Below are 24,514 nucleotides of genomic sequence, written 5' to 3' on the forward strand. Positions count from 1 at the left end.
AGCAAAATATGCCCTCAGCACACTGAAATCACGGTTTCGTGTGGTCATGACACATGTCGCGGGTTACAGCGCGGTCGTACCGTCGGACCCGGCAAATGTTCATCGGGGTCACGGATACCGCGCCCCCGCGATGTGGAGGGCGGCCCAGTGACCGTGAACAGCAGGATTCCGGGATTCAAGGACTCGTCCGTCGAGCACCGTCGCTCGGTTGTTTCCGAGCGGACCGGAGTAGCTGTCGCGGAGCTGGACGTTCTCGAACCCGCGCACGGCCTGGACACCGAGCATGCCGATCACATGATCGAGAATGTGATCGGAGTGCTGGGTATTCCGGTCGGCATCGCCACCAACTTCCGGGTGAACGGCCGAGATTATCTGGTCCCCATGGCCACCGAGGAGCCGTCGGTCGTCGCCGCGGCGAGCAATGCCGCACGCATGGCCCGCGAGCGAGGCGGATTCTTCACCTCCGGCACCGGTCCGGTGATGCAGGCGCAGATCCAGCTGCTGGACCTCCCCGATCCCGAGGCCGCGCGCCTGCGAATTCTGGAGCAACGCTCGACCATCGTGGACCTCGCCAACGAGCAGGACCCGACCCTGGTCCGGTTCGGCGGCGGCGCGACAGACCTACAGGTGCGCCTGGTGCCGACGCGAACCGGCACGCATGTCGTCGCGCATCTGGTGGTCGATGTGCGCGATGCGATGGGGGCCAACGCGGTCAACACCATGGCCGAGGCCATCGCGCCCCGGCTCGCGGCCGTCGCCGGCGGGCGGCCCCTGCTCCGCATCCTCACCAATATGGCCGATCGGCGAATCGTGCGGGCCCGCGCCGTTTTCGACCGTGACCTGCTGGGCGGTGAGCAGGTCGTCGACGATATCGTGCACGCCTCCGCACTCGCCGAAGCAGACCCCTACCGTGCCGCCACGCACAACAAGGGCATCATGAACGGCATCACCGCCGCGGTCCTGGCCTCCGGTAACGACACCCGCGCCGTCGAAGCGGGCTGTCACTCCCACGCCGTCGGTCCCGAGGGGCGGTACGCAGCTCTTTCGCACTTCGAGAGGACCGCCGACGGACACCTGTCCGGCACGCTGGAGGTGCCGATGGCGGTGGGTCTCGTGGGCGGAGCCACCAAGGCCCATCCCGTCGCACGGGCAGCGATCAAGATACTCGGCGTGGCGTCGGCCACCGAACTCGCGGAGGTCGTGGTCGCGGTGGGACTGGCCCAGAATCTCGCCGCCTGCCGCGCCCTCGCGGCCGAAGGTATCCAGCGTGGCCATATGAGCCTCCACGCCCGTACCGTCGCGGTCACCGCCGGAGCGAGCACCGGGGAACTCGACGCTGTCGTCGCGCAACTCATCCAGGACCGCAACATTCGCGTCGAGCACGCCGAGAAGGTGCTCACCGACCTGCGGAACGCAAGCTGAGGTGGCGCCGGACACCGAGGCCGTCCGCCGGCCCGCACCGCAGGTCCACCGCAGGCCGGATCTGCCGGCCGCGGTCCGGGTGTACGAGGTCGGCCCCCGCGACGGTCTCCAGGCAGAAGCCACTGTGGTGCCGACACCGGTCAAAGCCGAATTCTGTCGGCGGCTCGTCGCCGCGGGGGTGTCGGCGCTCGAGCTCACGAGCTTCGTCTCACCGCGATGGATCCCACAGCTGTCCGATGCCGAGCGACTGCTGGCCGTGCTGGACCTGCCCAGCGATATCCGCCGGGTGGTGCTGGCACCGAATCGCCGCGGGCTCGACAGGGCGTTGGCCGCCGGCGCCACGGAACTCGCCGTATTCGTGAGCGCGACCGAGACCTTCGCGGACAAGAATCTGCACACCACCGTCGCCGGCGCGATCGAATCCGCACGCCCCGTAGTGCACGGTGCCGGAGCACAGGGGCTTGCCACGCGCGGATACATCTCGATGTGTTTCGGGGACCCCTGGGAGGGCGCTGTCGGCACCTCGGCCGTAGCCGATATCGCCGAACGTCTCCTCGACCTGGGGGTGGCCTCGATCTCGCTGGGCGACACCATCGGGGTGGCCACGCCCGGACACGTCCTCGACCTGCTGGAAGCCCTGTTCGACCGCGGTATCCGCCCGGAGATCACGGCGATGCATTTCCACGACACCTACGGCCAGGCGCTCGCGAACGTCTATGCCGCCCTGAGCGCCGGGATCACCGAGTTCGACAGCGCCGCCGGCGGCCTGGGTCGCTGTCCGTATGCCGCCGGAGCCACCGGAAATCTCGCCACCGAGGACCTGGTGTGGATGCTGCACGGCCTCGGTATCACCACCGGTATCGATCTGGACGCGCTCATCGCGACTTCCTGGTGGATGTCGACCGTCATCGGTCGACCCAGCCCTTCCCGAGTGGTCCGCGCCCGCACCGCCTCGACATCCTGACCTGCCCGCCCCCACGACGCCGACGGAGTACCCATGCCCACCCAACCCCCGCCGACCACGGCACCGACACCGGTCGGCCCGCCCACCACAGAGCCGGCCGCCGGCAACGAACAACCGCAGTACCTGGAGGTATGGGGTGATACCGTCGTCGGTCGCCACCTGGCCCTATCCGTGGTCATCGGCATCGGCGTGAGCCTGTCCGCACTTCTGCTGTCGGACCGGGCTTTCTCTTCGTTCGTGGCCAACGACTCGCTCGCCGACGCCTACGCTCTCCTCGTGGGGATCGCCGGATGTGTGATCGCCGGTCTGATCTGCGGGTGGCTTTTCCGTCCGAAACGGATCGTGGTCACCGAGGTGTCCGAAGACGCGGCCGTCGGCGAGGTCATCGCCGCACTGCGCGAGGAACGACACGGGCTGGGCTCGCTCGACGATCTGCCCGCACACACCCGGCGCGAACTCGACGAACTCGGGTTGAGCCGGCGGTTCACCGAAGCCGAACACTCCACCACCGGGACAGTGTCATGAGTTCGATCCTCACCAGCGATATCGCGCTGGCCATCATGCTCGCCGTGGTCGGCGCAATCGTCTTCTCGTTGATCGGGATGGTCTCGGGTACCGACGAAACCGCGACCATCGCCCCGCTGACCCTGCTGGTGATTCTGCTCGGCGCTCCCCCGGCAGGCGTGTTCACCTTCTTCCTCGCCGGAGCCGTGGCCAAACATATGACGCATGCGGCGCCGACCACACTCCTCGGTATACCCGGGGACACGATGGCGGTTCCGCTCATGCGCGAAGCGCGGATGTTACGCGCACTCGGCGTGCCCCATATCGCGCTCCGCAAAGCGATCTCCGCGGCCCTCATCGCCGCTGTGATAGCCGTCCCCGCCGCCGTACTGTTCGCCGTGCTGCTGGCCCCGGTCGCCGACACGGTCCAGTCCGCCGCGCCGTGGTTGTTCCTGCTGGCCGCCCTCGGCATCGCCTACGCTTCGCCCGGGAAATGGGCGGGCGTGCTCGCGCTCGTACCCTTCGTGGTCCTCATCCTCGGCCTCAAACAGCTCACGGCCTCCTACGATGTCGCGCTCAACATCAGTTACTTCCTCGGCATCGCCGTCGGGCCACTGATCGCCGATCTCTTCTTGTCGTTGGGACCACAGGGACGTGCCGAGATGGCACGCAAGGAGCCGGCGACGGTATGGCTGGCACCCGACGTCAAGACCTGGAAGGGCTACTTTCCCAACCCTTTCCGGATCCTCGACCGTGGCCAGACCGGCTATGTCGCGGCCACCGCCACCGTGTCGAGCGCCACCTTCGTTTTCAGTCCGGTCGCCATGACGGTCCTGATGGGTGAAGTGGTCGGGAGCCGTATCAAGCACGGCTACCGTCGGCTCACCTCGGTGATCGCCGCCCGCAACGGCACGACCGAATCCACCTATATCGCCGAAGCCCTGATCCCCCTCATCGCCTTCGGACTGCCACTGAGTCCGGTCGCCGCCGGGCCCGCCGCCCCCCTGTTCAACGCGCCACCGGTTTTCACCACCGACGACGGCAACGGCAATATCGACAACCTGTCCACCGCACTCACCAGCACCGAATTCCTGTTCTACGGACTCGCTGCCGTCGCGGTGGCCGGGCTCATCGCCTACCCCTTCGCGATGAACTTCGCCCACCGGGCCGCGACCGTCGTCGTGCGGTTCGTGAGCCATGAAGCCATCATCGCCGCCTTCGCCGGACTGGTCGTGGTGATCAGCGTGTGGGAAGGCGGGATCCTGGGACTCGCCGTGACCCTCACGGTCGGCCTCGTGGGCGGCCTGCTGTGCCGGTTCTTCAAGATCCACGCCGGAGTGTTGTTCATGGGTTACTACGTCGCGGTATTGACGATCCCCGCAGTGCTCGCTCTCTGAGCGAGCACCGACCGTCTCCGGGAAATCCGAGGGTTCCGCCGCCGCTACCGACCACGGTGCGGCGGCGGAACCATTGCCATACAGCGTCTCCACAGTCCACACCGGTAGGCAAGCGACTCGCCGATTCCGGTGTCCTGGTCGAGCATGTTCCGGCGGGGCGTCATCGAGGCCGACGGACTCGCCTCGTCGGACGGGCTCGCGTCGGCGGCGGACTCGCGGCCGGGCATCCACCCACGCCACCGTGATCCCCACGGTGCTGCTCACCCTGGTCACAGCCCTCGCTGTGGTCGTCGATATCGCCCCGGCCCGCCGATAGCGCCCCTGCGGACACGGCAGAGCTTCATAGGGTTTCCCTTTGGCTATCCAAGGATTGCAATGGGTTGTCCATTGATACGGGAGGCCATACCGTCGAATCATGAAGTTCACCCCCGCCCGCCTCGCCGAACTCGAAGGCTCCTTCCAGATCCTCAAGCGCCCCGCGCTGGACCGCCCGGCCGCCCAGCGCGACCCGAGGGTCATCGCCACCGTCTCGGAGATGCTCTCCACGATCGAGCAGGGCGGCCTCGACGCGGTGCTGTCCTATGCCCGCGATCTCGACGGCTTCACCGCCACCCAGGTCGAACTCGGCGCGGCCGAACTGGCGCGGTCCGGCGATTCGCTGTCGCCCGAGCTGCGGGCGGCACTGGAACTGGGCCACGAACGGACCAGCGCGTTCGCCCGCGAAACCCGTTCGCATCTGGTGGATTTCGAAACCCGGCCGACACCCGGCCTGACCACCGGCGTGCGCTACGTACCGATCTCCCGGGTGGGCGCCTACGTGCCGGCCGGCCGTTTCCCGCTGCTCGCCGGGGCGTTCATGACCGTCGGCGTGGCCAAGGTGGCCGGGGTCCCGACCGTCCTCGCCTGCACTCCCCCGCGCCGCGACGGCACCGCCGACCCCGCCGTGCTCTACTCCTGCCATCTCTCCGGCGCCGACCGCGTCTATGTGCTGGGCGGTGTCCAGGCGCTGGCCGCCATGGCGTTCGGCCTGCTCGGTGAACCGTCGGTCGATATGCTCGTCGGCGCCGGCAACGCCTATGTGGCCGAGGCCAAACGGCAGCTTTTCGGCAAGGTCGCCATCGACCTGCCGGCCGGCCCGTCGGAGGTCGCGGTGATCGCCGACGAGACGGCCGATCCGGCCACCGTCGCCGCCGATCTCCTCGGCCAGGCCGAACACGGCACCGAATCGCCCGCCGCCCTGGTCACCACCTCGCGGCAACTCGGCGAAGCGGTGATCGCCGAGGCCGACCGGCAACTGGAAACCCTGAAGACCCGGGATATCGCCGGACCGGCCTGGCGCGACTACGGGTCGGTGACCTGGGCCAAGGACCCCGCGACCGCCGCGGCCCTGATGGACGATCTCGCGCCCGAACACCTGGAGATCCAGACCGCCGACGACGAGTACTACCACAACACCCTGCACAACTACGGCTCGATCTTCCTCGGCCGCTGGAGCACGGTGGCGTACTCCGACAAGGGCATGGCGGGCACCAACCATGTGCTGCCGACCGCCGGTGGCGCCAAACACAGTGCGGGCCTTTCGGTCTCCCGCTTCCTCAAGCCGCTGACCTACCAGCGCGTGGAGCGGTCGGCCACCCCCGAGGTGGCCGGTGCCGTCGAAACCATCTCGCAGTACGAAGGTATGGCCGCTCACGAGGCGACCGCGACCCTCCGCCTCGATGCCTACCGGGCCGGCGAGGCCTGAAATACGCCCCGGCGGGCCGTCGGCCCGCGCGGCCGTAACCGGCGTGCCCCCACCCCGAATCACGCGAGGTGGGGGCACTCCGATTCTCGAGCTCAGGGCCACCAGAGCGCGACCGTGAGCCCCAGCAGACCCAGCACCAGCTGCATCAGCGTCAGGTCAGCCATCCACCGGCCGCCCCCGCGGGCCCTCGGCACTGCCCCAGCGGTGACCGCGCGGGTAGAGCCGGATCGGGTGATCAATGCCGCGTGCTCGGTGACCAGCTGCCGCACCGATTCGGCGTGTTCGAAACCGGGTACAACCACTGCCCGCGCGCCGAACTCGCTCGCGTGCCGGGCCAGCGCCAGCACGGTCACCAGCGGACGCGCGTCCGTGTACACGGTGTACACGAGCCGATATCCGTGCCGCCGCGCCAGCTCGTGCAGGTCCACGGTGGGCGCGGGAACATCACGCCTGACCAGACCAATCGCGGCCGGACTCTCAGCAGTGACCACGCGGGCCTCCCGCGTCCGCGCACCATCGCCGCATCGCGGATGCGATGAACTCCAACTTCTCGATCGGCGGCAGCACCGCCGCGGGCCCGTCCGGAATCCGCGTGCCCCCCGGGGTGCGAGCAGGTAGCCGGCCCGGACACGCTTCGCTCGGCCGACCGCACCGTAATCCTGTGGCATACATGGTTGATCCACTGCTCCTGGCTAGTCTTGGAGGGCACCCGGCGCAGGGTCCAACAAGCGCTTCCCCATTCGTACTGTTCTCGTTCCCGCCACTTTTGACATCCAAGCTCCAGGAACCCCCGGTGGCCTACGTCGAAGGACTGGCCGGCGACCTATATCTGGAACGCGAGGCCGAAGTGAAGCGGTTCTCCCGGGAGGCAGAATCCATCCGGCAGGTAGCGTTGCCCAGGTCGGCATCGAGGGACCTGATGCTGAAAGCACTAAAGGAGTGGCAACCGTGATCGAGCAGACGGCCGCGAAGTGGTTCAAGAGCAGCCGCAGCCATGGTGGTAAAGACTGCGTGGAAGCTGCACATCTGGAAAACGGACATGTGGGCGTGCGCGACTCCAAGAATCCGACGGGCCCCGCTCTGATCTTCACACCTGGTGAATGGGACGCCTTCCTGGCGGGCACCAAGTCCGGAGAGTTCGACCGGTCGTAGCCCTCGACCAATGAAACACCGGCCCGAGGCCGGTCACTCGGTCGCCGCGACTGCCTCGAAACGGGGCCGTGACGGCGACCGAGTCGTTTCCGCTTCCGGCCGACCCACCCGTATCCCTCGGCTTGCTCGACCGGCCCATGCCTACGGGACCGCCTCCTGAGTACGCGGAACATACTGGGCCAGTGGGCAAGTCAGAGACTGCGAGTAGTTTCGCAGCCATGTCCGCCCAACCGTCGAACCCGCACGACGCGTATTTCCGGCACGTCCTGGCCCGCCCCGCCGACGCCGCCTCGGAACTTCGCGCCGCGCTTCCCGATACCCTCACTCGGCGGATCGACTGGAGCCGACTACAACTGCAACCGGGTAGCTTCGTCTCCACCGAACTACGCTCCCGATACAGCGATCTGCTCTATCGCACCCACCTCGACGGCCACGCGGCGTACATCTATCTGCTCATCGAACATCAGAGCAGCGTCGACCGGTTCATGCCGCTACGCATCCTCGAATACCTGGTCAACATCTGGAACCAGCACCGCGACCACCACCCGCACGCCCGCACCCTACCGGCTGTCATCCCCTTGGTCGTACACAGCAACAGCACCGGCCATCCCTGGAACGCACCCACCGAGATATCGGACCTCATCGATGTCGCCCCCGCGACCCGAGAAATCCTCCGGCCACATCTACCGCGGCTGAGGTTCCTCCTCGACGATATCGCCGCCATCGACCTGGCTGCCCTGCGTGCCCGCGACCTCACCCCGGCCACCCGCGTCATGCTGGCCCTGCACAAGATCGCACCCCGGAACACAGACCTCGGCTCCGATATGCTGGAGCTGGTCGACGACCTGCGAGCCCTGTCGGCAGGACCGAACCCGATAAGCGACCTCCAGGCTGTCATGACCTACATACTCATAGTGGGCGAAACCACCGAAGAAGGTCTGGACCCGTTGATCGAGCAACTCGGTCCCCGAGCCAAGGAGGCAATAGTGACCACAGCCGAACGGCTCCGCGCCGAGGGCCGTGCCGAGGGCCGCGCCGAGGGCCGCGCCGCAACGTTGATCGAGTTGCTGACCGTAAAGTTCGGATCGGTACCGGAGACAACGATCCGCACGATCCGCGCTGCCGCCCCGGACCGCGTCGACACCTGGCTCCATCGCCTGATCACCGCCACCACGCTCGATCAGGTTTTCGCCTGAGGGCCACGGCCTCCTCGACCGTATGCGCGTTCCGTCGTCGGCCGGGCATCCGGCTCGGCCACGACAGCACCGTGTACCGGCTGCCGTGGTGAGACACGGCACCGCACGCTCGGCACGACAGGCCGAAGTCGCCGTCTGCCCTAATTGTCCGCGCTGAGCGCCTGGGTGCGCGCGCTCAGCGAACGACCGAGCTCGCTTACCTCCGCATCCATCTCGGGCAGCCAGGTGCGGGTGGCGGTGCCGACGAATCGCTCGACCAGGGGGGTCTGCAGCACCGGTTTCAGCCAGCGCAGCGCGCCCGCCCACCCGGGCACATTGATCCGCTCGGCACGCCGCTCGATGCCCCGTTCGAAGGCGGCAGCGCACTCCCGCACCGTGACAGTTTTCTGGAACAGGGCCGGCAACGAGGCGAGCGCCCGCGCGGCGGCCGGCAGGTCGATGAACGTTTCTCGCACCAGCGCGGTGTCGATCCACAACATATGCGCCGACCCGACCGCGACGCCCCGGTAGCCGACCTCCGCGCGCACCGCGTTGGCGAACTGCTCGACCCCGGCTTTCGTCGCGGAGTAACCCGCCAGCCCCGGCATCGCCACATAGGCGGCGACGGAGGAGACGAACAGCACGTAGCCGCGACGTTCGATGACCGCGGGCAGGGCGGCACGCACGGTATGGAAACATCCGACGAGGTTCACGTCGATCACCCGCCGGAAGGCGGCGGGGTCCACCGCCAGAACCGATCCGTAACTGCCTATACCGGCATTGGCCACGACGATATCGATTCCGCCGAACCGTTCGGTTCCCCGCGCGACCGCATCCTCCATCGCGGCGAGATCACACACATCGGCGGTAACCGCCACGACGTACTCGTCGCCGCCCAGCTCTATGGCGAGCTCCCGCAGCGGGGGCGGATCGATATCGGTGAGCACCAGCCGCGCGCCACGCACCCGCAGCCGCCGGGCGAGCTCCGCACCGATACCGCGGGCGCTCCCGGTGATGAGTACGACCTTTCCGGTGAAGGCGGTCATGACGTTGAAGGTTAGACCGGCCGGTCCGGCTCCGGAAGGGTTCGACCGCCGATATCGGCGCCTGTGAGCGTGCTGTTATCGCGACGGCGGACTCTGCGCGCCCCGGACCCGAATTGTGACCCGGCCACTCTGCCGCGAGATATGGCACCGGCGTCGCCCTCGGGCCCGGCCGAGGGCACTTCGTCGATGTTCCGCGGATGCCGCCGCACCCGCTGACAGCCGGTGGCCGGCCCCTGATCCGGGTGGCGGGTCAGCGACGCCGGGATGATCTCCCGCGCACCGCGGCCGCGTAACCGGCCGGGTCCCCTCCCAGACGTTCGCCGCCGGCGCGCATAGCACCACGAGGGACACATCTCCGGTATCGCGGAACCCGCCGATCGACACGCCGTCTCGGGCGACGTTCTCCACTTCCACCACGATCGCGTGGAACGGCCCGTCCAGTCGTTTCCCGGCCCAGTGGCCGCTCCGGCCGTTCGGCCGGGGCTGTGGGATGGCCGACTCGGTCACAGCTGGTTCAGCAGCCCTGCCGCCACGGCGCGGGCGTGGCGCAAACGGTTGCTATCGCCTTCCAGGCCGCGCGTGTCATGGCACCCTCCAGAAGGAAAGCCAGGTGTTCCGCCGTGGTTCGGACGAGGTCGGGACGCTCGGGCAACAGTGCCGCGATGTGCTCGGCTATCAGGCGCTCGACTTCCTCTTTGTGGCGGCGCACCAGAGCGCGCCCCTCGTCCCCGGCGGGCATTTCCGCAGCGGCGTTCAGCAGCCCGCAGCCACGGAAGCCGTCCCTCGAGGCGCTGTCGATGTAGGTGTCGAAGACGGCCAGAGCGCCGTCGCGAGGGTTGTGGACCGCTTGGAGGCGTGAACGGTACCGCGTCATCCATTCCTCGTGGCGGGCATCCAGGTAGGCGCGGACGAGTTCGGCCTTGGAGGAGAAGTTGTTGTACAGGCTCATCTTCGCCACCCCGGCCTCGGCGGTGATCGTGTCGATCCCGGTCGCCGCGACCCCGTCGCTGTAGAAACGCGACGCCGCAGCGGCCAAGACACTTTCCCGAGCCGGCCGCCGCCGCCCGGCGCTCGGTGCCTGCTCCACCCCACTCGAGGGCGAGGACGCCCCGGGTCTCCGCTCGATGAATGTGTCCGGCAGGGATCGGCCGGGCCATGAGCAGCACACCACGGACACGCCGCCGCCGACGCGTACATCGAGATCCCCCGCAGCCTTCGCCGCCGAGTCGAGCGTTTCCTCCGGGATGGTCCGCACGAAATGGAATGTGGTGCCGCCCTCTATCTCCCGTGTCGGCCGCTGCTGGCGAGTGAAGGCGAACACTGGAATGCCGAAGGGCGGGGTCGGGCCCCAGGTTCAGATCGACTCGGACGTCGCCATTCACCACTCCTCAAGTGATTGTAGAATGCAATCACTAGGCTGAATGGGGTGCCCGGCCGTGTGAAGGAGGAGCTATGGAGCCGAGATCCGGATGTGCGATCAATGCCGCAGTCGAAGCGCTCGGCGATCACTGGTCGGTACTGGTGCTGCGCGACGTGATCTTCGGAGACCGCCGATACTTCCGCGAGCTGCTCAACGGATCGATCGAGGGCATCGCGTCGAATATCCTCAGCGACCGACTCAAGAAGCTCGTCGCCGCCGGCATCTTGACCAAGGAGGACGTCACGCGCGGTCGACGCGCCCGCTACAGCCTCACCGAGGCCGGCATCCAGACCCTGCCGATCATCTACGCCCTCGGCAACTGGGGTCTCGACTGGCGCACGGGGACACCGGAGTTGCGTGCCCGCCAGGAACTCATGCGCACCGAAGGCATGCCGTTCATCGAAGAACTCATGCAGGATCTGCGCACCCGGCACCTCGATGCCGCGCCGGCCGAGCGGGAGGGCCCGGGCCCACTCGAACGGCTCGCCGCGGTGTATGCCGCGGCCACCGTCGATACCGCGCTCGAAACCCCCGCCGACGACCGCAGGACGACATAGGCATCGCCGCGGCAAAGACATCCGCGGCCCCGCCCGCATCGGTCCACCACGGAGTACGCACCGGCCCGGCACCACCGCACCGACCCGGATGCCGCGGGCCGAACTCCTCCAACCGAGCCTCCGCGCCGACCACGGCACGAAAGAGGCCGGCAAGAAGTCGATTCGGCGGGCCGGTGCTCGACATCACACGCTAATAGTTGTTGCGTTAACTATTAGCGGACTACATTCGAGTCGGCAGGGGTATCCGGGCGAATGGAGGCGCGTTGACCACGGAAATCGACGACCCGCTGCGGCTGGAGCGGCAGGTGTGTTTCGCATTGGCTGTGGCGAACCGCTCGGTACTCGCTGTGTACAGGCCGCTGCTGGAACCACTCGGCCTGACCCACCCGCAGTATCTCGTCATGCTGGCGCTCTGGGGTGAGGCACCGATGTCGGTGAAGGCCATCGCCGAGGCGATCCAGCTCGACTCCCCCACACTGTCCCCGCTGCTCAAACGCTTGGAGAGCGCCGGTCTGGTGACCCGGCGGCGCGACCCCCGCGATGAACGCACCCTGGTCGTCGACCTCACCGCCGCGGGGCGCGCGCTCCGCCGCGAGGCCGAGCAGATTCCGCCCGCCGTCGTCGACCGGCTCGGCGTGGAACTCGCCGACCTCGAGGAGTTACGCGAAGTACTCGGCCGCGTCAACGCGGCGGCCCGCCGAGCGGCACTCGCGTACCCGGAGAACGAATCATGAACGTCCCCGCGAACCACTTCGGCGTACCGCGGCGTCCGGACCGTCGACAGGAGGGCCCCGTGACAGGCCAGACCCCCACCCCGGCACAGCGCATCCGCTACCTCCTCGGCGAGCCCCTGCCGCCCTCGATGCAGCAGTGGGTCCTGCGGGACCAGACCGGCCCGGGCGCCACTCGACGGTACCTCCAGCGCTTCCTACTACCCCCGCTCCCGTTCCTGTGCCTGTTCGCGCTGGTACCGGGACCGTGGTGGATGGGATTCTCGATGGCCACGCTGGTGTTCATCCCGCTCGCCTTCTTCGCGGTCGCCCTGGTGTACGTGCACCGGCGCCATGTCCTGGTCAAGCACGGTCTCGATCCCGCACTGGCCGACCCGAACCGCAACCGCCGCGCCGCCGAGGAGCGGGCGAGCTACGAAATGCGCTATCACCGCGGCTGATCCCCGTCCGGCGCGGCGTCGGGGGCGCCCGGATCCGACACGTCGGCGCCCGCGGTCCCGACCGGGCCCCTTCGCGCAGAGGTGGTCTTCGACCACGCCCAGGATCTGCTCGTACTCGAAGGCCACCGCTCACCCGGCGCGACGCGGTCGAGTTGGCCGACGCGGCCACCGAGACTCCTACGATGTGCTCGTCGGCGACTGCTTTCCCCATCCCCCTTCTACGTTATACACGATCCGCGGCCCTCATGAGACGCCGAAATGTGGTCCATAATCGCCCACTGATGCGTAAACCACCAGGTGAGGAGCGGCGGATGAGTTATGTGCTGGGCTTCGAGGAAATCGACCGGACGCAGCTCGCGACCGTCGGCGGCAAGGGCGCCAACCTCGGCGAGTTGTCGCGGATCGAAGGCATCGCGGTACCGGAGGGTTTCTGCGTGACGACGGCCGCCTTCCAGCGTGTCGTGGCCGAAATGCCGGCGATCGACGACCGGATCGATCGGTTGTCGCAGCTCGAACCGGATGACCGGGAGTCGATCCGGGTACTGAGCGCGGAGATCCGCGCGGAAATCGAGGAATGCGCTGTTCCCGGCGATGTGGCGGCGGCGATCACCGGCGCACTCGCCCGGCTCGGGACGCACGAGCCCTGTGCCGTCCGATCCAGCGCGACGGCCGAGGATCTGCCGACCGCGTCGTTCGCCGGGCAGCAGGACACCTTCCTGAATGTCGTGGGACCGGAGGCGGTACTGCGGCACGTCGGGCGGTGCTGGGGATCGCTGTTCACCGAACGAGCCGTCGTCTATCGCCTGCGCAACGGCTTCGACCAGCGGAAGGTGCGAATGGGGGTGGTCGTGCAGCGGATGGTGTTCCCGCAGGCGGCCGGCATCCTGGTCACCGCGGACCCGGTCACGTCCAACCGTAAGGTCGTTTCCGTGGATGCCGGCTTCGGCCTCGGTGAGGCCCTGGTTTCCGGACTGGTGAACCCGGATGTCTACACGGTGCGCGACGGCACAGTCGTTTCCGAGACCGTGGCCACGAAACGGGTCGCCGTCCGGGCCGCGCCGGAGGGCGGCACGCGCGTCGAGGAGGTCGAGCCCGAACGGCAGAACCGGCGGGTGCTCACCGAGGCGCAGATCGTGCGCCTCGCGCACCTGGGCCGCCGCATCGAGGCGCATTTCGGCAGCCCACAGGACATCGAATGGTGCCTGGTGGACGACGAGTTCCGCATCGTGCAGAGCCGGCCGCTCACCGCATTGTTCCCGATTCCCGAGGCCGACGACGACGACAACCACGTATACATCTCCGTCGGCCATCAGCAGATGATGACCGACCCCATGAAGCCGCTGGGTATCTCCGTATGGCAGCTGACGAGCCCGGCGCCCATGCGGCACGCGGGCGGCCGGTTGTTCGTGGATGCCACCCGGGGACTGGCGACGCCGGCGACCCGCGCGGCCATGGTCGAGGGTTTCAGCAAATCCGATCCGCTGACCGGAGACGCGCTGCGGACCGTCCTCGAACGTGACAGCTTCCTCCGGCCGGGTCCGGAGGCGGCGCCTGCCGGTCCGCTGTCCGGTGCCGGCCCCGACCTGATCGAAGCCGATCCGGCCGTGGTCGACGAGCTGATCGCGGACAGCGAGGCCTCCCTGGAAACGCTGAAACGCGCTATCGGCACCAAGTCCGGGCCGGAACTGGTCGACTTCGTACTGGCCGATATCGAGGAGCTGCGGCGGGTGCTGTTCCACCCGCGTAGCCAGCAGGTGATCAAGGCGGGGATGGAGGCCACCTGGTGGCTCAACGATCGGCTGCGGGAATGGCTGGGCGAGAAGAATGCGGCCGACACCCTCGCGCAATCGGTTCCGCACAATGTCACCGCGGAAATGGGCCTGGCGCTGCTCGATGTCGCCGATGTGATCCGGCCGCACCCGGAGGTGGTGGCCTTTCTACGGCATATCGAGGACACGGGTGCCGAGGGGGCCGGTTTCCTGGACGAGTTGGCCCGGCTGCCTGGCGGTGATGCGGCACGCGCGGCCATCGACGCCTATCTCGACCGGTACGGAATGCGTTGTGCCGGCGAAATCGATATCACGCGGCCGCGCTGGAGCGAGCGCCCCGCCGCGCTCGTACCGACGATCGTCAACAACATCAGGAGTTTCGAAGCGGGCGCCGGCACCCGACGCTTCGAGAACGGCCGGTGCCAGGCCGAGCGGAAAGCGGAGGAACTACTGGCGCGGCTGCGCGCGCTACCGGACGGAGACCGGAAAGCCGAGGAGACCGCGCGCATGATCGCCCGGGTCCGCGTCTTCTCCGGATACCGGGAGTATCCGAAGTACGGCATGGTCAGCCGTTACCAGGTCTACAAACAAGCTCTGTCCCGCGAGGCCGAGCGTCTCGTGCGGGCCCGGGTGCTGCGTGAACCCGACGATATCTTCTTCCTGACATTCGAGGAACTCCGTGAGGTCGTGCGCACACACCAGGCGAGCGCGGAACTCATCCGCGAGCGCAGGGACGCCTTCCGCTCGTACGGGGCCCTCACGCCACCCCGGGTGCTGACCTCGGACGGCGAGACCGTCACCGGTGCGTACCGGCGCGCGGATGTACCGGACGATGCGCTCCCCGGCATGCCGGTCTCCACCGGGACCGTCGAAGGACGCGCCCGCGTCGTCCGGGATATGGCGCGGGCCGATCTGGAACCCGGCGATATCCTGGTCACCGCCTATACCGATCCGAGCTGGACTCCCCTGTTCGTCGCGCTCACGGGTTTGGTGACCGAGGTGGGCGGACTGATGACCCACGGTGCGGTGATCGCCCGCGAGTACGGCCTGCCGGCCGTCGTGGGTGTGGAGCACGCCACCCGGCTGATCCGGGACGGGCAGCGGATCCGGGTGAACGGGACGGACGGGTACATCGAGATCCTGTCCCGGCCTGACGAGTGAGATCCGGGGCCGGCCCGGCGGCCGGACCCGGCACGCCGTAGCCCGCACCCGACGAAGCCGCTCCTGGGGAGACGGATCACTCGGTCGTCGCGGCCTTGCCGGCAGCGGGGTTCGCGACGACCGGACCGTTCGCCCCGGCCCCGGCGGAGTCCGGGTCACCGAGCGTGCCGACGGTAGCTCCGGGCGTGCCCGCTCCGGAAGCGGCGGGCCCGCCGCGACGTTCGCGCCGCCACAGCGGCCGGCGCGGCCGGGCGACGAGAACAGTGCTCAACGGCGTACGCAGGGCGATCTCGACCACCGCGAGACTCGCGGCCAGCACGATCACGGTGAGCACCGTGGAGCGCAGAGGCGGGACCGGGTCGAGCAGCGGATCCACCGGCAGCACCCGGTACACGACGTCGATCATCATCGGGTGCACCGCGAAGACCCCGAACGCGCGGCGCGCGCCGTAGCTCACCACCCGCGCGACCGGCCCCGTACCGTCGCCACGATGGTCGTTCCAGGCCATACCCACGAGGTAGATCAGGGTCAGTGTGCCCACGAAAAGCGGCAGGAACTGGGGATTCCACGCCGCGGAGGTGCGCATCGGATCGATCCCCTCGGCAGCCACATCGCGCAGATGCCCGGCGATACCGTACGCGCAGCCCACCGCGGCCGCCCCGACCAGCAGGGGCAGGTTCGCGCGGATCCACGCATCCGCGCGGTCGAAATGTACCGCGAGCAACGCGCCGATCACCGCGAACAGCGCGTACATCGGGAGGGTCTTCCACAGGTGGAGGTAGCCGCCCCAGCCCAGCAGCTCGGGTGCGCCGGGCCAGTCGAAGAATGCGAACATCGCCCATTGCACGGCCAAGGCGCCGACGAGCAATTCCAGATGGTGCCCAGCTGTACGGGTGATCAGCCATTGCAGCGCGGGGAACAGCAGATAGATCTGCATCGAGATGAGCAGGAAGTACAGGTGGTACCGGCCGTCGCCGGTGAGGACACTGTGAGCCGAATCCCGGGCCAGATCCCGCGGTCCCGGCATCGGCGTGGAATCGTCCCACCAGACCAGGAACACTGTGTAGAGCACCGACCACGCCAGATACGGCAGGACCACCTGACCGAATCGCCGGCGCCAGAACGCGAGCGGCGAGACCTTCCGGCCCGAATAACCCAGGAACAGCACGAAGACGGTGATCGCCACGAACCCGTACCGGGTGGTGTGGGCCACGGTCGCCATCAAGCCGGTACCGCCGGCCACATCGGGGGTGGTCCCGTGCGTATGCGAGGCGACGACCAGAGTGAACAGGGCGACCCGCACGAAATCGGCGGTGTGGTTGTACGGACGCGCCGCCGGGGGATCGGCTGCCTGTGGAGCGTTCGCGTGCGTCTTTGCCAGCGTGTCAACCACAGAAAACCCTTACCCATGCTTACGAGACCGAATCTGTTTACCGCATCGGTGTACCCAGCGGCAAGCCAGTGCGCCAGGTCTCCCCGATCACCGGGATACGTTGCCGTACAGCGGATCTGTCGTGCCCGGCGCCGGATGGGGCAGTGCACCCGCCACCCTGCCGACGTTTCGGCCCGTAGGCTTCCGCGAAGAGCGCCCTGGCGTTTACCGCCGGGCGGGCGGGCGAGGTGCCGGTGCCGGGCACGGGATGCCCGGAATCGACACCCGAGCGGTCAGACGCGCTCTTTCGACCTGGTCCGCACCCGCAGCGCGATCGGCTTCTGGGTTTCGGCGAAGAAATCGTTGCCCTTGTCGTCCACCACGATGAACGCCGGGAAGTCCTCCACCTCGATCTTCCAGACCGCTTCCATACCCAGTTCGGGGTATTCCAGGACCTCCACCGATTTGATGCAGTCCAGGGCGAGCCGGGCGGCGGGGCCGCCGATGGAGCCGAGGTAGAAACCGCCGTGTTCCTTGCACGCCTTGGTGACCTGCGCCGACCGGTTGCCCTTGGCCAGCATCACGAACGACCCACCGGCCGCCTGGAACTGGTCGACGTAGGAGTCCATTCGGCCCGCGGTGGTCGGACCGAAGGAACCCGATGCGTAACCGTCCGGGGTTTTGGCGGGCCCCGCGTAGTACACGGCCATATCCCGCAGGTATTGCGGCATCTCCTCGCCCGCGTCCAGCCGCTCCTTGATCTTGGCGTGCGCGATGTCGCGGGCCACCACCAGCGGCCCCGACAGCGAGAGGCGGGTCTTCACCGGATATTTCGACAGTTCCGCGCGAATCTCGTCCATCGGCCGGTTCAGATCGACCTGCACCACATCGCCGCCGAGGATCTCATCGGTCTGCTCGGGCAGATACTGCGCGGGTTCCCGTTCGAGCTGCTCCAGGAACACCCCCTCGGGGGTGATCTTCGCCAGCGCCTGGCGGTCCGCGGAACAGGACACCGCGAGCGCCACCGGGCAGCTCGCGCCGTGCCGGGGCAGGCGCACCACGCGCACGTCGTGGCAGAAGTACTTTCCGCCGAACTGGGCGCCGATCCCGAAGGACTGGGTCAGCTTGAAGACTTCCTGCTCGAGTTCCAGATCGCGGAAGGCGTGCCCGGTCATCGACCCCTCGGTGGGCAAACTGTCCAGGTAGTGCGCGGACGCGTATTTGGCGGTTTTCAGCGCGAATTCGGCACTGGTACCGCCGATCACCACGGCGAGGTGGTAGGGCGGGCAGGCCGCAGTGCCCAGCGAGCGGATCTTCTCGTCGAGGAATTCCAGCATCCGGGTGGGGTTCAGGATGGCCTTGGTCTCCTGGTACAGGAACGATTTGTTGGCCGAACCACCGCCCTTGGCCATATACAGGAATTTGTAGGACGGCTGCGCGGGATCGCCGGGCGTGGAGTACAGCTCGACCTGCGCAGGCAGATTGGAGCCGGTGTTCTTCTCGTCCCACATGGTGAGGGGTGCGAGCTGGGAGTACCGCAAGTTCAGCTTCGTGTAGGCGTCGAACACGCCGCGGCTGATCCACTCGGCGTCGTCGGCACCGGTGAGCACGCCCTCGGATTTCTTGCCCATCACGATGGCGGTGCCGGTGTCCTGGCACATGGGCAAAATGCCGCCGGCCGAGATGTTCACGTTCTTCAGCAGGTCCAGCGCGACGAAACGGTCGTTACCGCTGGCCTCGGGGTCGTCGATGATCCGGCGCAGCTGGGCCAGATGCGCGGGCCGCAGGTAATGGCTGATGTCGTGCATCGCCTCGGCGGTCAGCAGTCGCAGGACCTCGGGGTCGACCTGGAGGAAGGTCCGGCCGCCGGATTCGAAGGTGCTGACGCCCTCGGTAGTGAGCAGCCGGTACGGGGTGTCGTCGGCGCCGATCGGGAGCAGGTCTGAATAACGGAACTCGGGCGCGGTCACCGATCGCACTCCTTTGAAGGTGGGCTGCGGGTCGAACACGGCGCAGCCGCCGGTGAAGGCCACTGCGCCGGGGTCTGGCACAGCGAGCGTAGCGGCCGGCGGGCACCCCACCTGGAGTTAGGCGACCCTAAATCGTAACCCGGCGGCCGCTCCGGCAGGACGCCGTCCGAATCCGGCGCATTCCGCGGCGGCTCCGTAGCCACGTTTCACGGGCGATCCATAGGGGCGCCAGGTCTCGGCCGACAGGCCTCCCGGTGCCGCCCGATCCTGCGCCCCGGTGACACCGGTCGTCCCCGTCCCGGTATGCCGCCGGTCCGAGGGCCGGCTTTCGGCCGCGCGCCGACGGCTCGGCAAGCACGCACCGGCACCAGACCGTCCGCCGCTCCGGGAGCGGGTCCCGCCGGATGCCGGTGAGATCGGCCCCGGGCTACGAAATACGCACGGCGACCGCGCTATACCGCTTCCGAAGCCGGTTCCGGAACCCGCAGCGGCGCGTCGACGCCCAACCGGCGCTCGAAGCCCTCCGGGATCACGATATCGGACCGGTCCAGCTCGGCGACCGTGGTCTTGCGCAGCCCGAGCAGCGCGGAATCGATTCCGCCGCGCAGGATATCGAGCACGTTCTCCACCCCGGCCTGACCGTTGGCCGCCAGACCCCACAGGTACGCGCGGCCGATCATCACCGCGCGCGCTCCGAGGGCCACGGCCTTGACCACATCGCTGCCGCGGCGAATACCGCCGTCGAGCAGGATCTCGATCTCGTGCCCCACCGCATCGGCGACCACCGGGAGGGCTCGGATGGAGGCCGGGGTGCCGTCCAGGTTGTTCCCACCGTGGTTGGACACCGAGATGGCGGCCACACCGGCGTCGACCGCGCGGCGTGCGTCGTCCACCCGCATCACACCCTTGAGCATGACCGGCCCGTCCCACTGTTCGCAGACCCAGGCGACATCGGCCCAATCCGGCGGAGGCGTACCCATCCATTCGCCGTAGGCGCCGAAGAAGCCCGGCGCGGGCGCCTCGCCGAGCGTCATATTGGGCGCGGTGAGATCGGGCAGCGAGCCCGATTTCAGATACCGGGTCAGCCAGCGCGGTTTGGCCACCACCTGCGGCGCGAAACTCGCCATCGTCTTCAGGTCCAGTTTCTCCGGGATCACCGGGCTGCCCCAGTCGCGGCCGTGCGAGAAGGACCAGTCGAGGGTGAGGATCAGGCCCACCGCGCCCGCGGCCTTCGCGCGCGCCATTCGCCCGGCGATATCGTCCTTGCTGCCGCACCAGTAGAGCTGGAAGAAGGTGGCCGGGTTGGCCGCGACGACCTCCTCGACCGATTTGCTGGCGAACGAGGAGAGCCCCATGGCGGTGCCCCGGGCCGCCGCGGCGCGGGCCACCGCGACCTCGCCGTCGGGATGGACGGCCTGGACGCCGGTGGGCGAGATGATCACCGGCATGGAGACCCGCTGACCCAGCACGGTGGTGGACTGGTCGCGTTCGCCGATGGGTCCGGCCACATGTGGGGCGAACCCGAGTTCACCGAAGGCGGCTTGGTTGTCGTCGATGGTCAGCCCGCGTTCCGAACCTGCCACCAGCGCGCCGTACACGGATTTCGGCAGCCGTTTCTTCGCCCGCCGATGCGCTTCGGCGACGGTTTCGAACCACGGATTCATGGTCGGATCCTTTCCACTGGTTCCGGCCACCACTGCCGGATCTGGTCGTACAACTGGGAAATGAGCAGGTCGAGCAGTCGGGCACCCTCGGCCGCGGTGGCCCCGGTGGGATCGCCGAGTACACCGTTGGCGCTCACCGCCGCCACCCCACCGGACCGCAGCTGCAGCAGGATGTCGGCGAGCGGCCTGATATCACCGGGTTCGGCGCGGTCGACGCGGACGCGGTCCGGGTCGACCGCCAGCTGCAGCGAGGTTTCGGTTCGCCCGGCGTGCGCGTCACCGTTGTGGCGCGGCAGGAAGAGCCGGATATCGCGGGATTCGCGCCGCAGCAGGTCCACGGCCCGGCGCAAGGCCTCGATATTGCCGCCGTGCGCGTTGACCAGCACGATCCGCTCGAAGGTCGCGGTCGCCGACCGGCACAGTTCCACGATGAGCAGTTCCAGGGCCGCCAGCCCGATCGACAGTGTGCCGGGGAAGCCGGCGTGCTCACCGCTGGCGCCGTAGGCGATTGCGGGGGCGACGAGTACCTGGGGACAGCGCGCGGCCACGCCCGCGCACAGCGCGACGGCGAGATCGGTGTCGGTGGACAGCGGCAGATGCGGCCCGTGTTGCTCGGTCGCGCCCACCGGCACGACCAACACCGGCGCGGTCGCGCGCAACGCGGCCACGTCGGGCGATGTGAGGTCCGCCACCTTCATGGGCCGAGATTAACGTCAGTCACTGACATAATCAATAGGCCCGCCTGCGGAGTGGCCCGCAGCGTACGACTCCGACCGGTTGCCCGGGAAATGCGAGGTCGCCACGCCCGACCCGGAAACGGGATACCGGCGCACGTGCCCGAGTCCGCGACACCTCGCCGACTCGGGCCCGCGACGCCGCGGCGGGGCCGGAGAACTCGGGGGTACCGTCCCCGAACCCGGTGGCAGCAGCGCAGTATTACCTCGTGACACCACAGCACTCCCGCGGCCGGCCGCGGGGAACCACCAAACGCGAGCTCGAGCTGATCGCGATGCGGTTGTTCAGCGAACAGGGCTTCGACGAGACCACCGTCGAGCAGATCGCCGCCGCGGCCGGGATCAGCGGTCGCACCTTCTTCCGCTACTTCCCGGGAAAGGCGGAGGTGCTCTGGTACTCGTTCGACGACGAGGTCACCGCGCTACGCGCCGCGTTCGCCACCGTGCCCGAGACCGAACCCATGATGGCGGCGGTCCGGCGGGTGGTGGTGAACGCCAACCGGTACCGCGCCGAGGACGTCCCCGAGCTGCGGATGCGGATGAAACTGGTCGCCGATGTGCCCGCGCTGGCCGCCACCGCCGGCACCCATTACGACGCGTGGGAGCGGGCGGTGGGCGAGTTCGCCGCCGGTCGGCTCGGGGAACCCGCCGATTCGCTCGTCCCGATGGCGGTCGGCCGCACCACCCTGGCCGCCGCCCGGGCGGCCTTCGACGCGTGGCTCGCCCGGGCGGACGCGGACCTCACCGTGTATCTCGATCGGGCGCTGGCGGCGCTGGAGCGGGGTTTCGCCACCCCCGGCGCGGCTCCGCTCACCTCGGCGCGGTAGAACCGGACCGGCAGGTTTCACCAGTATGGGCACAGGGGTATGACTAGGCTCGGTATCGGCACGACCGCCGGAAAATCTATGATGTACCCGACCGCCGTCGAAAGGGGCCCGAGTTACATGTCCGAGGTGTCCATGGGCCTTTCGGCGGACTCATTGGCCGAGGTTTCCGTCGACAAGCTGCTTCCGCAGCTCGTCGAACACCTGCGCCAGAACCGCACCGCACTGCGTGAGGAGTGGGCACGGCGCATCAGCGAAGCACGGCTGCTCACGGCGATGACGCCCGAAGAGGTCTTCTCCGAGGCGACCTCCACGTACGACTATTACGTGGAGGTGCTCGAAACCGGAAGCGTCGAAGCGCTGCAGGGTTATGCCCGCGATCTGTCCGAGCGCATCATCCCGAGAGGGGTGGAAACCGACGAGATCCTCGGGATGGTGCTGCTGTTGCGGGACGTGTTGGCCCGCTCCTTGTTCGAGAAGTACCAATCCAACTTCGACCTCCTCAATGCCGTCCTCGACGCGTACGAGCCGGCCGCGAATCGGATCGCCAACACGGTGGCCATCTCCTTCGTACAAGAACGCGAGCGGGTGATACGCCAGCAGCAGGAAGCGATCCGCGAGCTGTCCACTCCCGTGCTCCAGGTGCGCGAACAGTTGCTGATCTTGCCGATAATCGGCGTTCTCGACAGCCAGCGGGCCCGGCAGCTCACCGAACAGCTGCTGCGGGCGATACGGGACAACCGCGCCAAGGTCGTGGTCATCGACATAACCGGTGTGCCCGATATCGACTCCACGGTCGCCAACCACCTGGTGCAGACCGTGGATGCCTCCGGGTTGATGGGTGCGAGCGTGATCATGACCGGCCTGTCCTCGGAGATCGCGCTGACCCTCGTGACCATCGGCTTGGATCTGTCGAAGGTGAACGCGGTCGGCGACCTGCAGGGCGGCATCGAAGAAGCGGAGCGGTTGCTGGGCTACGAAGTATCCCGCGCGACCGAGCGCAGCGAACGCGATTCGCGCTGACGGAATAGATATGCCGGTACCGATCCTCAAACAGGGCACATATCTGATCGCGTCAGTTCAGTCCGCGCTGACCGACGCCGATACCGAGCGCCTACAGGCCGACCTGATGAGCCAGGTCAGCAAGTATCGCGCCCAAGGCATCATCGTCGACGTGACAGCCATCGATGTGATGGATTCCTTCGCCGCCAGGTCGTTGCGCACCATCGCCCATATGACGCAGCTACGCGGCGCGGAGACCGTCATCGTCGGCCTGCAGCCCGAGGTCGCATTCGCTATGGTGCAACTCGGCCTCACCTTCGAGGACATGCACACCGCACTGGACCTCGAGGAGGGCTTGGCTTGGCTGAACCGCAAGGCTTCGGCCCGGCACCGAGATGGTCGTGACCGTGGCCGCTGAGCAGGTGGTTATCGCGGTGAAGATGTCGAACGACATCGTGACCGCACGTCAGGCCGGGCGGGAGCTGGCCGAGGAACTCGGCTTCACGCTCACCGACCGGACGATGATCTCCACGGCGATCTCCGAGGTCGCGCGGAATATCACCAGTTACGCCGGTAGCGGCGAGATCCGGCTCCAGGTGGACGAGCGCGACGGGCGCCGTGCACTCGTGGTCCAGGCCAAGGACCAGGGGCCGGGGATCATCGACATCCCCCGGGCCATGGAGGACGGCTATTCCACCGGTCTCGGCCTGGGTCTGGGGCTCCCCGGAGCCAAACGCCTGATGGACGGTATGGCCATCGAATCCGCGCCCGGCCAGGGCACCCTGGTGGAGATGTGGAAGTGGGTGCCGCACGGTGCATGAGGACGGGTACATCGGCCGGATCGAATGGGCGATGGCCGGCCGACCCCTCCCCGGCCAGGATGTGTCCGGGGATCGGTGTGTCGCCCTGGACACCGGTACCGGCACCGTATTGTTCGCGGTACTCGACGGTCTCGGCCACGGCGCGGCCGCGGCCGCCGCGGTGGACCGCGCGACCCGGGTGCTCGCCGAGAACCGCGCCGAGCCACTGGACGTGCTGATGGCGCTGTGCCATCGGGCCATGTCCGATACTCGTGGCGCCGCGGTCACCCTGGCTTTGTTCGGCGCGGAGGAAACGCAGTGGCTGGGTGTCGGAAATATCGATTCGATCGTGCTCACCGCGGGCCCCGCCGGGCCGCAGGTCAGCGCCACCGCGCTACAGAGCGGGGGGATCGTCGGGTATCGGCTGCCGTCCACCCTGCAGCCGCAGACGGTCCCGGTCCGGCCGGGCGATCTGCTGCTGATGACCACCGACGGGGTGGAGGCGGAACCGGGCCAGGGTGTGGACCTCGCGAAATCCACCGCCGAAATCGCCCAGGAACTGCTGAGCCGGCACGCCAAGGACACCGACGACGCCCTGGTGCTCGCGGCGCGGGTCCGGGGCGTGTCCAACGGCGTCGCCCAGCGGGAAGCATCGTGATCCCGCGA

24 protein-coding genes are annotated in these 24,514 nt (G+C 68.1%); 17 read left to right on the forward strand and 7 right to left on the reverse strand.

Annotated features, from left to right (window positions below; translation table 11 throughout):
• The first annotated feature begins 147 nt into the window (after window positions 1-147).
• The 5 genes from NGR01S_RS19400 (at window position 148) to hisD (ending at window position 6,031) form a co-directional block, all read left to right on the forward strand.
• Entirely contained in the window at window positions 148-1,422 is a 1,275-nt protein-coding gene (locus NGR01S_RS19400) for a hydroxymethylglutaryl-CoA reductase, degradative (RefSeq protein WP_063038992.1), read from the forward strand.
• 1 nt (window position 1,423) lies between these two features.
• The gene (locus tag NGR01S_RS19405; RefSeq protein WP_063038789.1) at window positions 1,424-2,386 is read left to right on the forward strand and encodes a hydroxymethylglutaryl-CoA lyase; all 963 of its coding nucleotides are present in this window, start codon (window positions 1,424-1,426) and stop codon (window positions 2,384-2,386) included.
• A 33-nt stretch (window positions 2,387-2,419) separates the two neighbouring features.
• Window positions 2,420-2,911, forward strand: coding sequence for a hypothetical protein (locus NGR01S_RS19410; protein ID WP_063038791.1), 492 nt, complete (start codon window positions 2,420-2,422; stop codon window positions 2,909-2,911).
• Window positions 2,908-4,287 (forward strand): tripartite tricarboxylate transporter permease, encoded by a 1,380-nt coding sequence (locus NGR01S_RS19415; RefSeq protein ID WP_063038793.1) that lies wholly within the window; start codon window positions 2,908-2,910, stop codon window positions 4,285-4,287. Before NGR01S_RS19410 ends, NGR01S_RS19415 begins: the two co-directional genes overlap by 4 nt.
• A gap of 415 nt (window positions 4,288-4,702) precedes the next feature.
• On the forward strand, window positions 4,703-6,031 hold the full coding sequence (hisD, locus tag NGR01S_RS19420) for a histidinol dehydrogenase (RefSeq protein WP_063038795.1): 1,329 nt from the start codon (window positions 4,703-4,705) through the stop codon (window positions 6,029-6,031).
• Window positions 6,032-6,123: 92 nt separating this feature from the next.
• Here the strand turns inward: hisD and NGR01S_RS19425 are convergent, their stop codons facing one another.
• On the reverse strand, window positions 6,124-6,522 hold the full coding sequence (locus tag NGR01S_RS19425) for a hypothetical protein (protein WP_245664672.1): 399 nt from the start codon (window positions 6,520-6,522) through the stop codon (window positions 6,124-6,126).
• A gap of 179 nt (window positions 6,523-6,701) precedes the next feature.
• Here NGR01S_RS19425 and NGR01S_RS33235 point away from each other — a divergent pair, with 179 nt between their 5' ends.
• The 3 genes from NGR01S_RS33235 (at window position 6,702) to NGR01S_RS19435 (ending at window position 8,379) form a co-directional block, all read left to right on the forward strand.
• The gene (locus NGR01S_RS33235) at window positions 6,702-6,983 is read left to right on the forward strand and encodes a Scr1 family TA system antitoxin-like transcriptional regulator (protein ID WP_373861442.1); all 282 of its coding nucleotides are present in this window, start codon (window positions 6,702-6,704) and stop codon (window positions 6,981-6,983) included.
• A complete protein-coding gene (locus NGR01S_RS19430; protein WP_157107339.1) occupies window positions 6,980-7,183 on the forward strand; it encodes a DUF397 domain-containing protein in 204 nt (67 codons plus the stop codon). The genes NGR01S_RS33235 and NGR01S_RS19430 overlap by 4 nt, the downstream gene beginning before the upstream one ends.
• Before the next feature lie 218 nt (window positions 7,184-7,401).
• Window positions 7,402-8,379, forward strand: coding sequence for an Rpn family recombination-promoting nuclease/putative transposase (locus tag NGR01S_RS19435; RefSeq protein ID WP_063038800.1), 978 nt, complete (start codon window positions 7,402-7,404; stop codon window positions 8,377-8,379).
• A gap of 140 nt (window positions 8,380-8,519) precedes the next feature.
• On the opposite strand, the gene NGR01S_RS19440 is transcribed toward NGR01S_RS19435, so the two are convergent.
• Both NGR01S_RS19440 and NGR01S_RS19445 read right to left on the reverse strand, forming a co-directional pair.
• Window positions 8,520-9,404, reverse strand: a complete 885-nt coding sequence (locus NGR01S_RS19440; RefSeq protein ID WP_063038801.1) for an SDR family oxidoreductase — start codon at window positions 9,402-9,404, stop codon at window positions 8,520-8,522.
• A gap of 514 nt (window positions 9,405-9,918) precedes the next feature.
• Entirely contained in the window at window positions 9,919-10,440 is a 522-nt protein-coding gene (locus NGR01S_RS19445) for a TetR/AcrR family transcriptional regulator (RefSeq protein ID WP_245664673.1), read from the reverse strand.
• Between the two features lie 416 nt (window positions 10,441-10,856).
• Here NGR01S_RS19445 and NGR01S_RS19450 point away from each other — a divergent pair, with 416 nt between their 5' ends.
• The 4 genes from NGR01S_RS19450 to rph all read left to right on the forward strand — a co-directional run bounded on the left by NGR01S_RS19450 (window position 10,857) and on the right by rph (window position 15,482).
• Window positions 10,857-11,381, forward strand: a complete 525-nt coding sequence (locus NGR01S_RS19450; protein WP_063038803.1) for a winged helix-turn-helix transcriptional regulator — start codon at window positions 10,857-10,859, stop codon at window positions 11,379-11,381.
• A 263-nt stretch (window positions 11,382-11,644) separates the two neighbouring features.
• Window positions 11,645-12,115 carry a MarR family winged helix-turn-helix transcriptional regulator gene (locus NGR01S_RS19455; protein ID WP_084481424.1) on the forward strand — a complete coding sequence of 157 codons (471 nt, stop codon included), beginning with the start codon at window positions 11,645-11,647 and terminating at the stop codon, window positions 12,113-12,115.
• Window positions 12,116-12,174: 59 nt separating this feature from the next.
• Window positions 12,175-12,552 (forward strand): DUF5313 family protein, encoded by a 378-nt coding sequence (locus NGR01S_RS19460; RefSeq protein ID WP_063038808.1) that lies wholly within the window; start codon window positions 12,175-12,177, stop codon window positions 12,550-12,552.
• Between the two features lie 311 nt (window positions 12,553-12,863).
• Window positions 12,864-15,482 carry a rifamycin-inactivating phosphotransferase gene (gene rph, locus NGR01S_RS19465; protein WP_063038810.1) on the forward strand — a complete coding sequence of 873 codons (2,619 nt, stop codon included), beginning with the start codon at window positions 12,864-12,866 and terminating at the stop codon, window positions 15,480-15,482.
• Window positions 15,483-15,558: 76 nt separating this feature from the next.
• On the opposite strand, the gene NGR01S_RS19470 is transcribed toward rph, so the two are convergent.
• The 4 genes from NGR01S_RS19470 to mftE form a co-directional block, all read right to left on the reverse strand.
• Window positions 15,559-16,875 (reverse strand): acyltransferase, encoded by a 1,317-nt coding sequence (locus NGR01S_RS19470; protein ID WP_063038812.1) that lies wholly within the window; start codon window positions 16,873-16,875, stop codon window positions 15,559-15,561.
• Between the two features lie 272 nt (window positions 16,876-17,147).
• The gene (locus NGR01S_RS19475; RefSeq protein ID WP_063038994.1) at window positions 17,148-18,824 is read right to left on the reverse strand and encodes a fumarate hydratase; all 1,677 of its coding nucleotides are present in this window, start codon (window positions 18,822-18,824) and stop codon (window positions 17,148-17,150) included.
• A 452-nt stretch (window positions 18,825-19,276) separates the two neighbouring features.
• Window positions 19,277-20,488 (reverse strand): pre-mycofactocin synthase MftD, encoded by a 1,212-nt coding sequence (mftD, locus tag NGR01S_RS19480; RefSeq protein ID WP_063038814.1) that lies wholly within the window; start codon window positions 20,486-20,488, stop codon window positions 19,277-19,279.
• A complete protein-coding gene (gene mftE, locus NGR01S_RS19485) occupies window positions 20,485-21,186 on the reverse strand; it encodes a mycofactocin biosynthesis peptidyl-dipeptidase MftE (protein WP_063038815.1) in 702 nt (233 codons plus the stop codon). The genes mftD and mftE overlap by 4 nt, the downstream gene beginning before the upstream one ends.
• A 245-nt stretch (window positions 21,187-21,431) precedes the next feature.
• Between mftE and mftR the strand changes: the two genes are divergently transcribed.
• From mftR to NGR01S_RS19510, 5 genes are all read left to right on the forward strand, one after another.
• Window positions 21,432-22,049: a mycofactocin system transcriptional regulator MftR gene (gene mftR, locus NGR01S_RS19490; protein ID WP_063038817.1), complete on the forward strand. Its 618-nt coding sequence runs from the start codon at window positions 21,432-21,434 to the stop codon at window positions 22,047-22,049.
• Window positions 22,050-22,166: 117 nt separating this feature from the next.
• On the forward strand, window positions 22,167-23,069 hold the full coding sequence (locus NGR01S_RS19495; RefSeq protein WP_157107340.1) for an STAS domain-containing protein: 903 nt from the start codon (window positions 22,167-22,169) through the stop codon (window positions 23,067-23,069).
• 10 nt (window positions 23,070-23,079) lie between these two features.
• Window positions 23,080-23,466, forward strand: a complete 387-nt coding sequence (locus tag NGR01S_RS19500) for an STAS domain-containing protein (RefSeq protein WP_063038819.1) — start codon at window positions 23,080-23,082, stop codon at window positions 23,464-23,466.
• Window positions 23,444-23,869, forward strand: a complete 426-nt coding sequence (locus NGR01S_RS19505) for an anti-sigma regulatory factor (RefSeq protein WP_063038821.1) — start codon at window positions 23,444-23,446, stop codon at window positions 23,867-23,869. The genes NGR01S_RS19500 and NGR01S_RS19505 overlap by 23 nt, the downstream gene beginning before the upstream one ends.
• Entirely contained in the window at window positions 23,862-24,506 is a 645-nt protein-coding gene (locus NGR01S_RS19510; protein ID WP_084481426.1) for a SpoIIE family protein phosphatase, read from the forward strand. The genes NGR01S_RS19505 and NGR01S_RS19510 overlap by 8 nt, the downstream gene beginning before the upstream one ends.
• The last annotated feature ends 8 nt before the right edge of the window (window positions 24,507-24,514 follow it).

It is taken from the genome of Nocardia grenadensis NBRC 108939 (assembly GCF_001613445.1).
GTDB classification, from domain to species: domain Bacteria; phylum Actinomycetota; class Actinomycetes; order Mycobacteriales; family Mycobacteriaceae; genus Nocardia; species Nocardia grenadensis.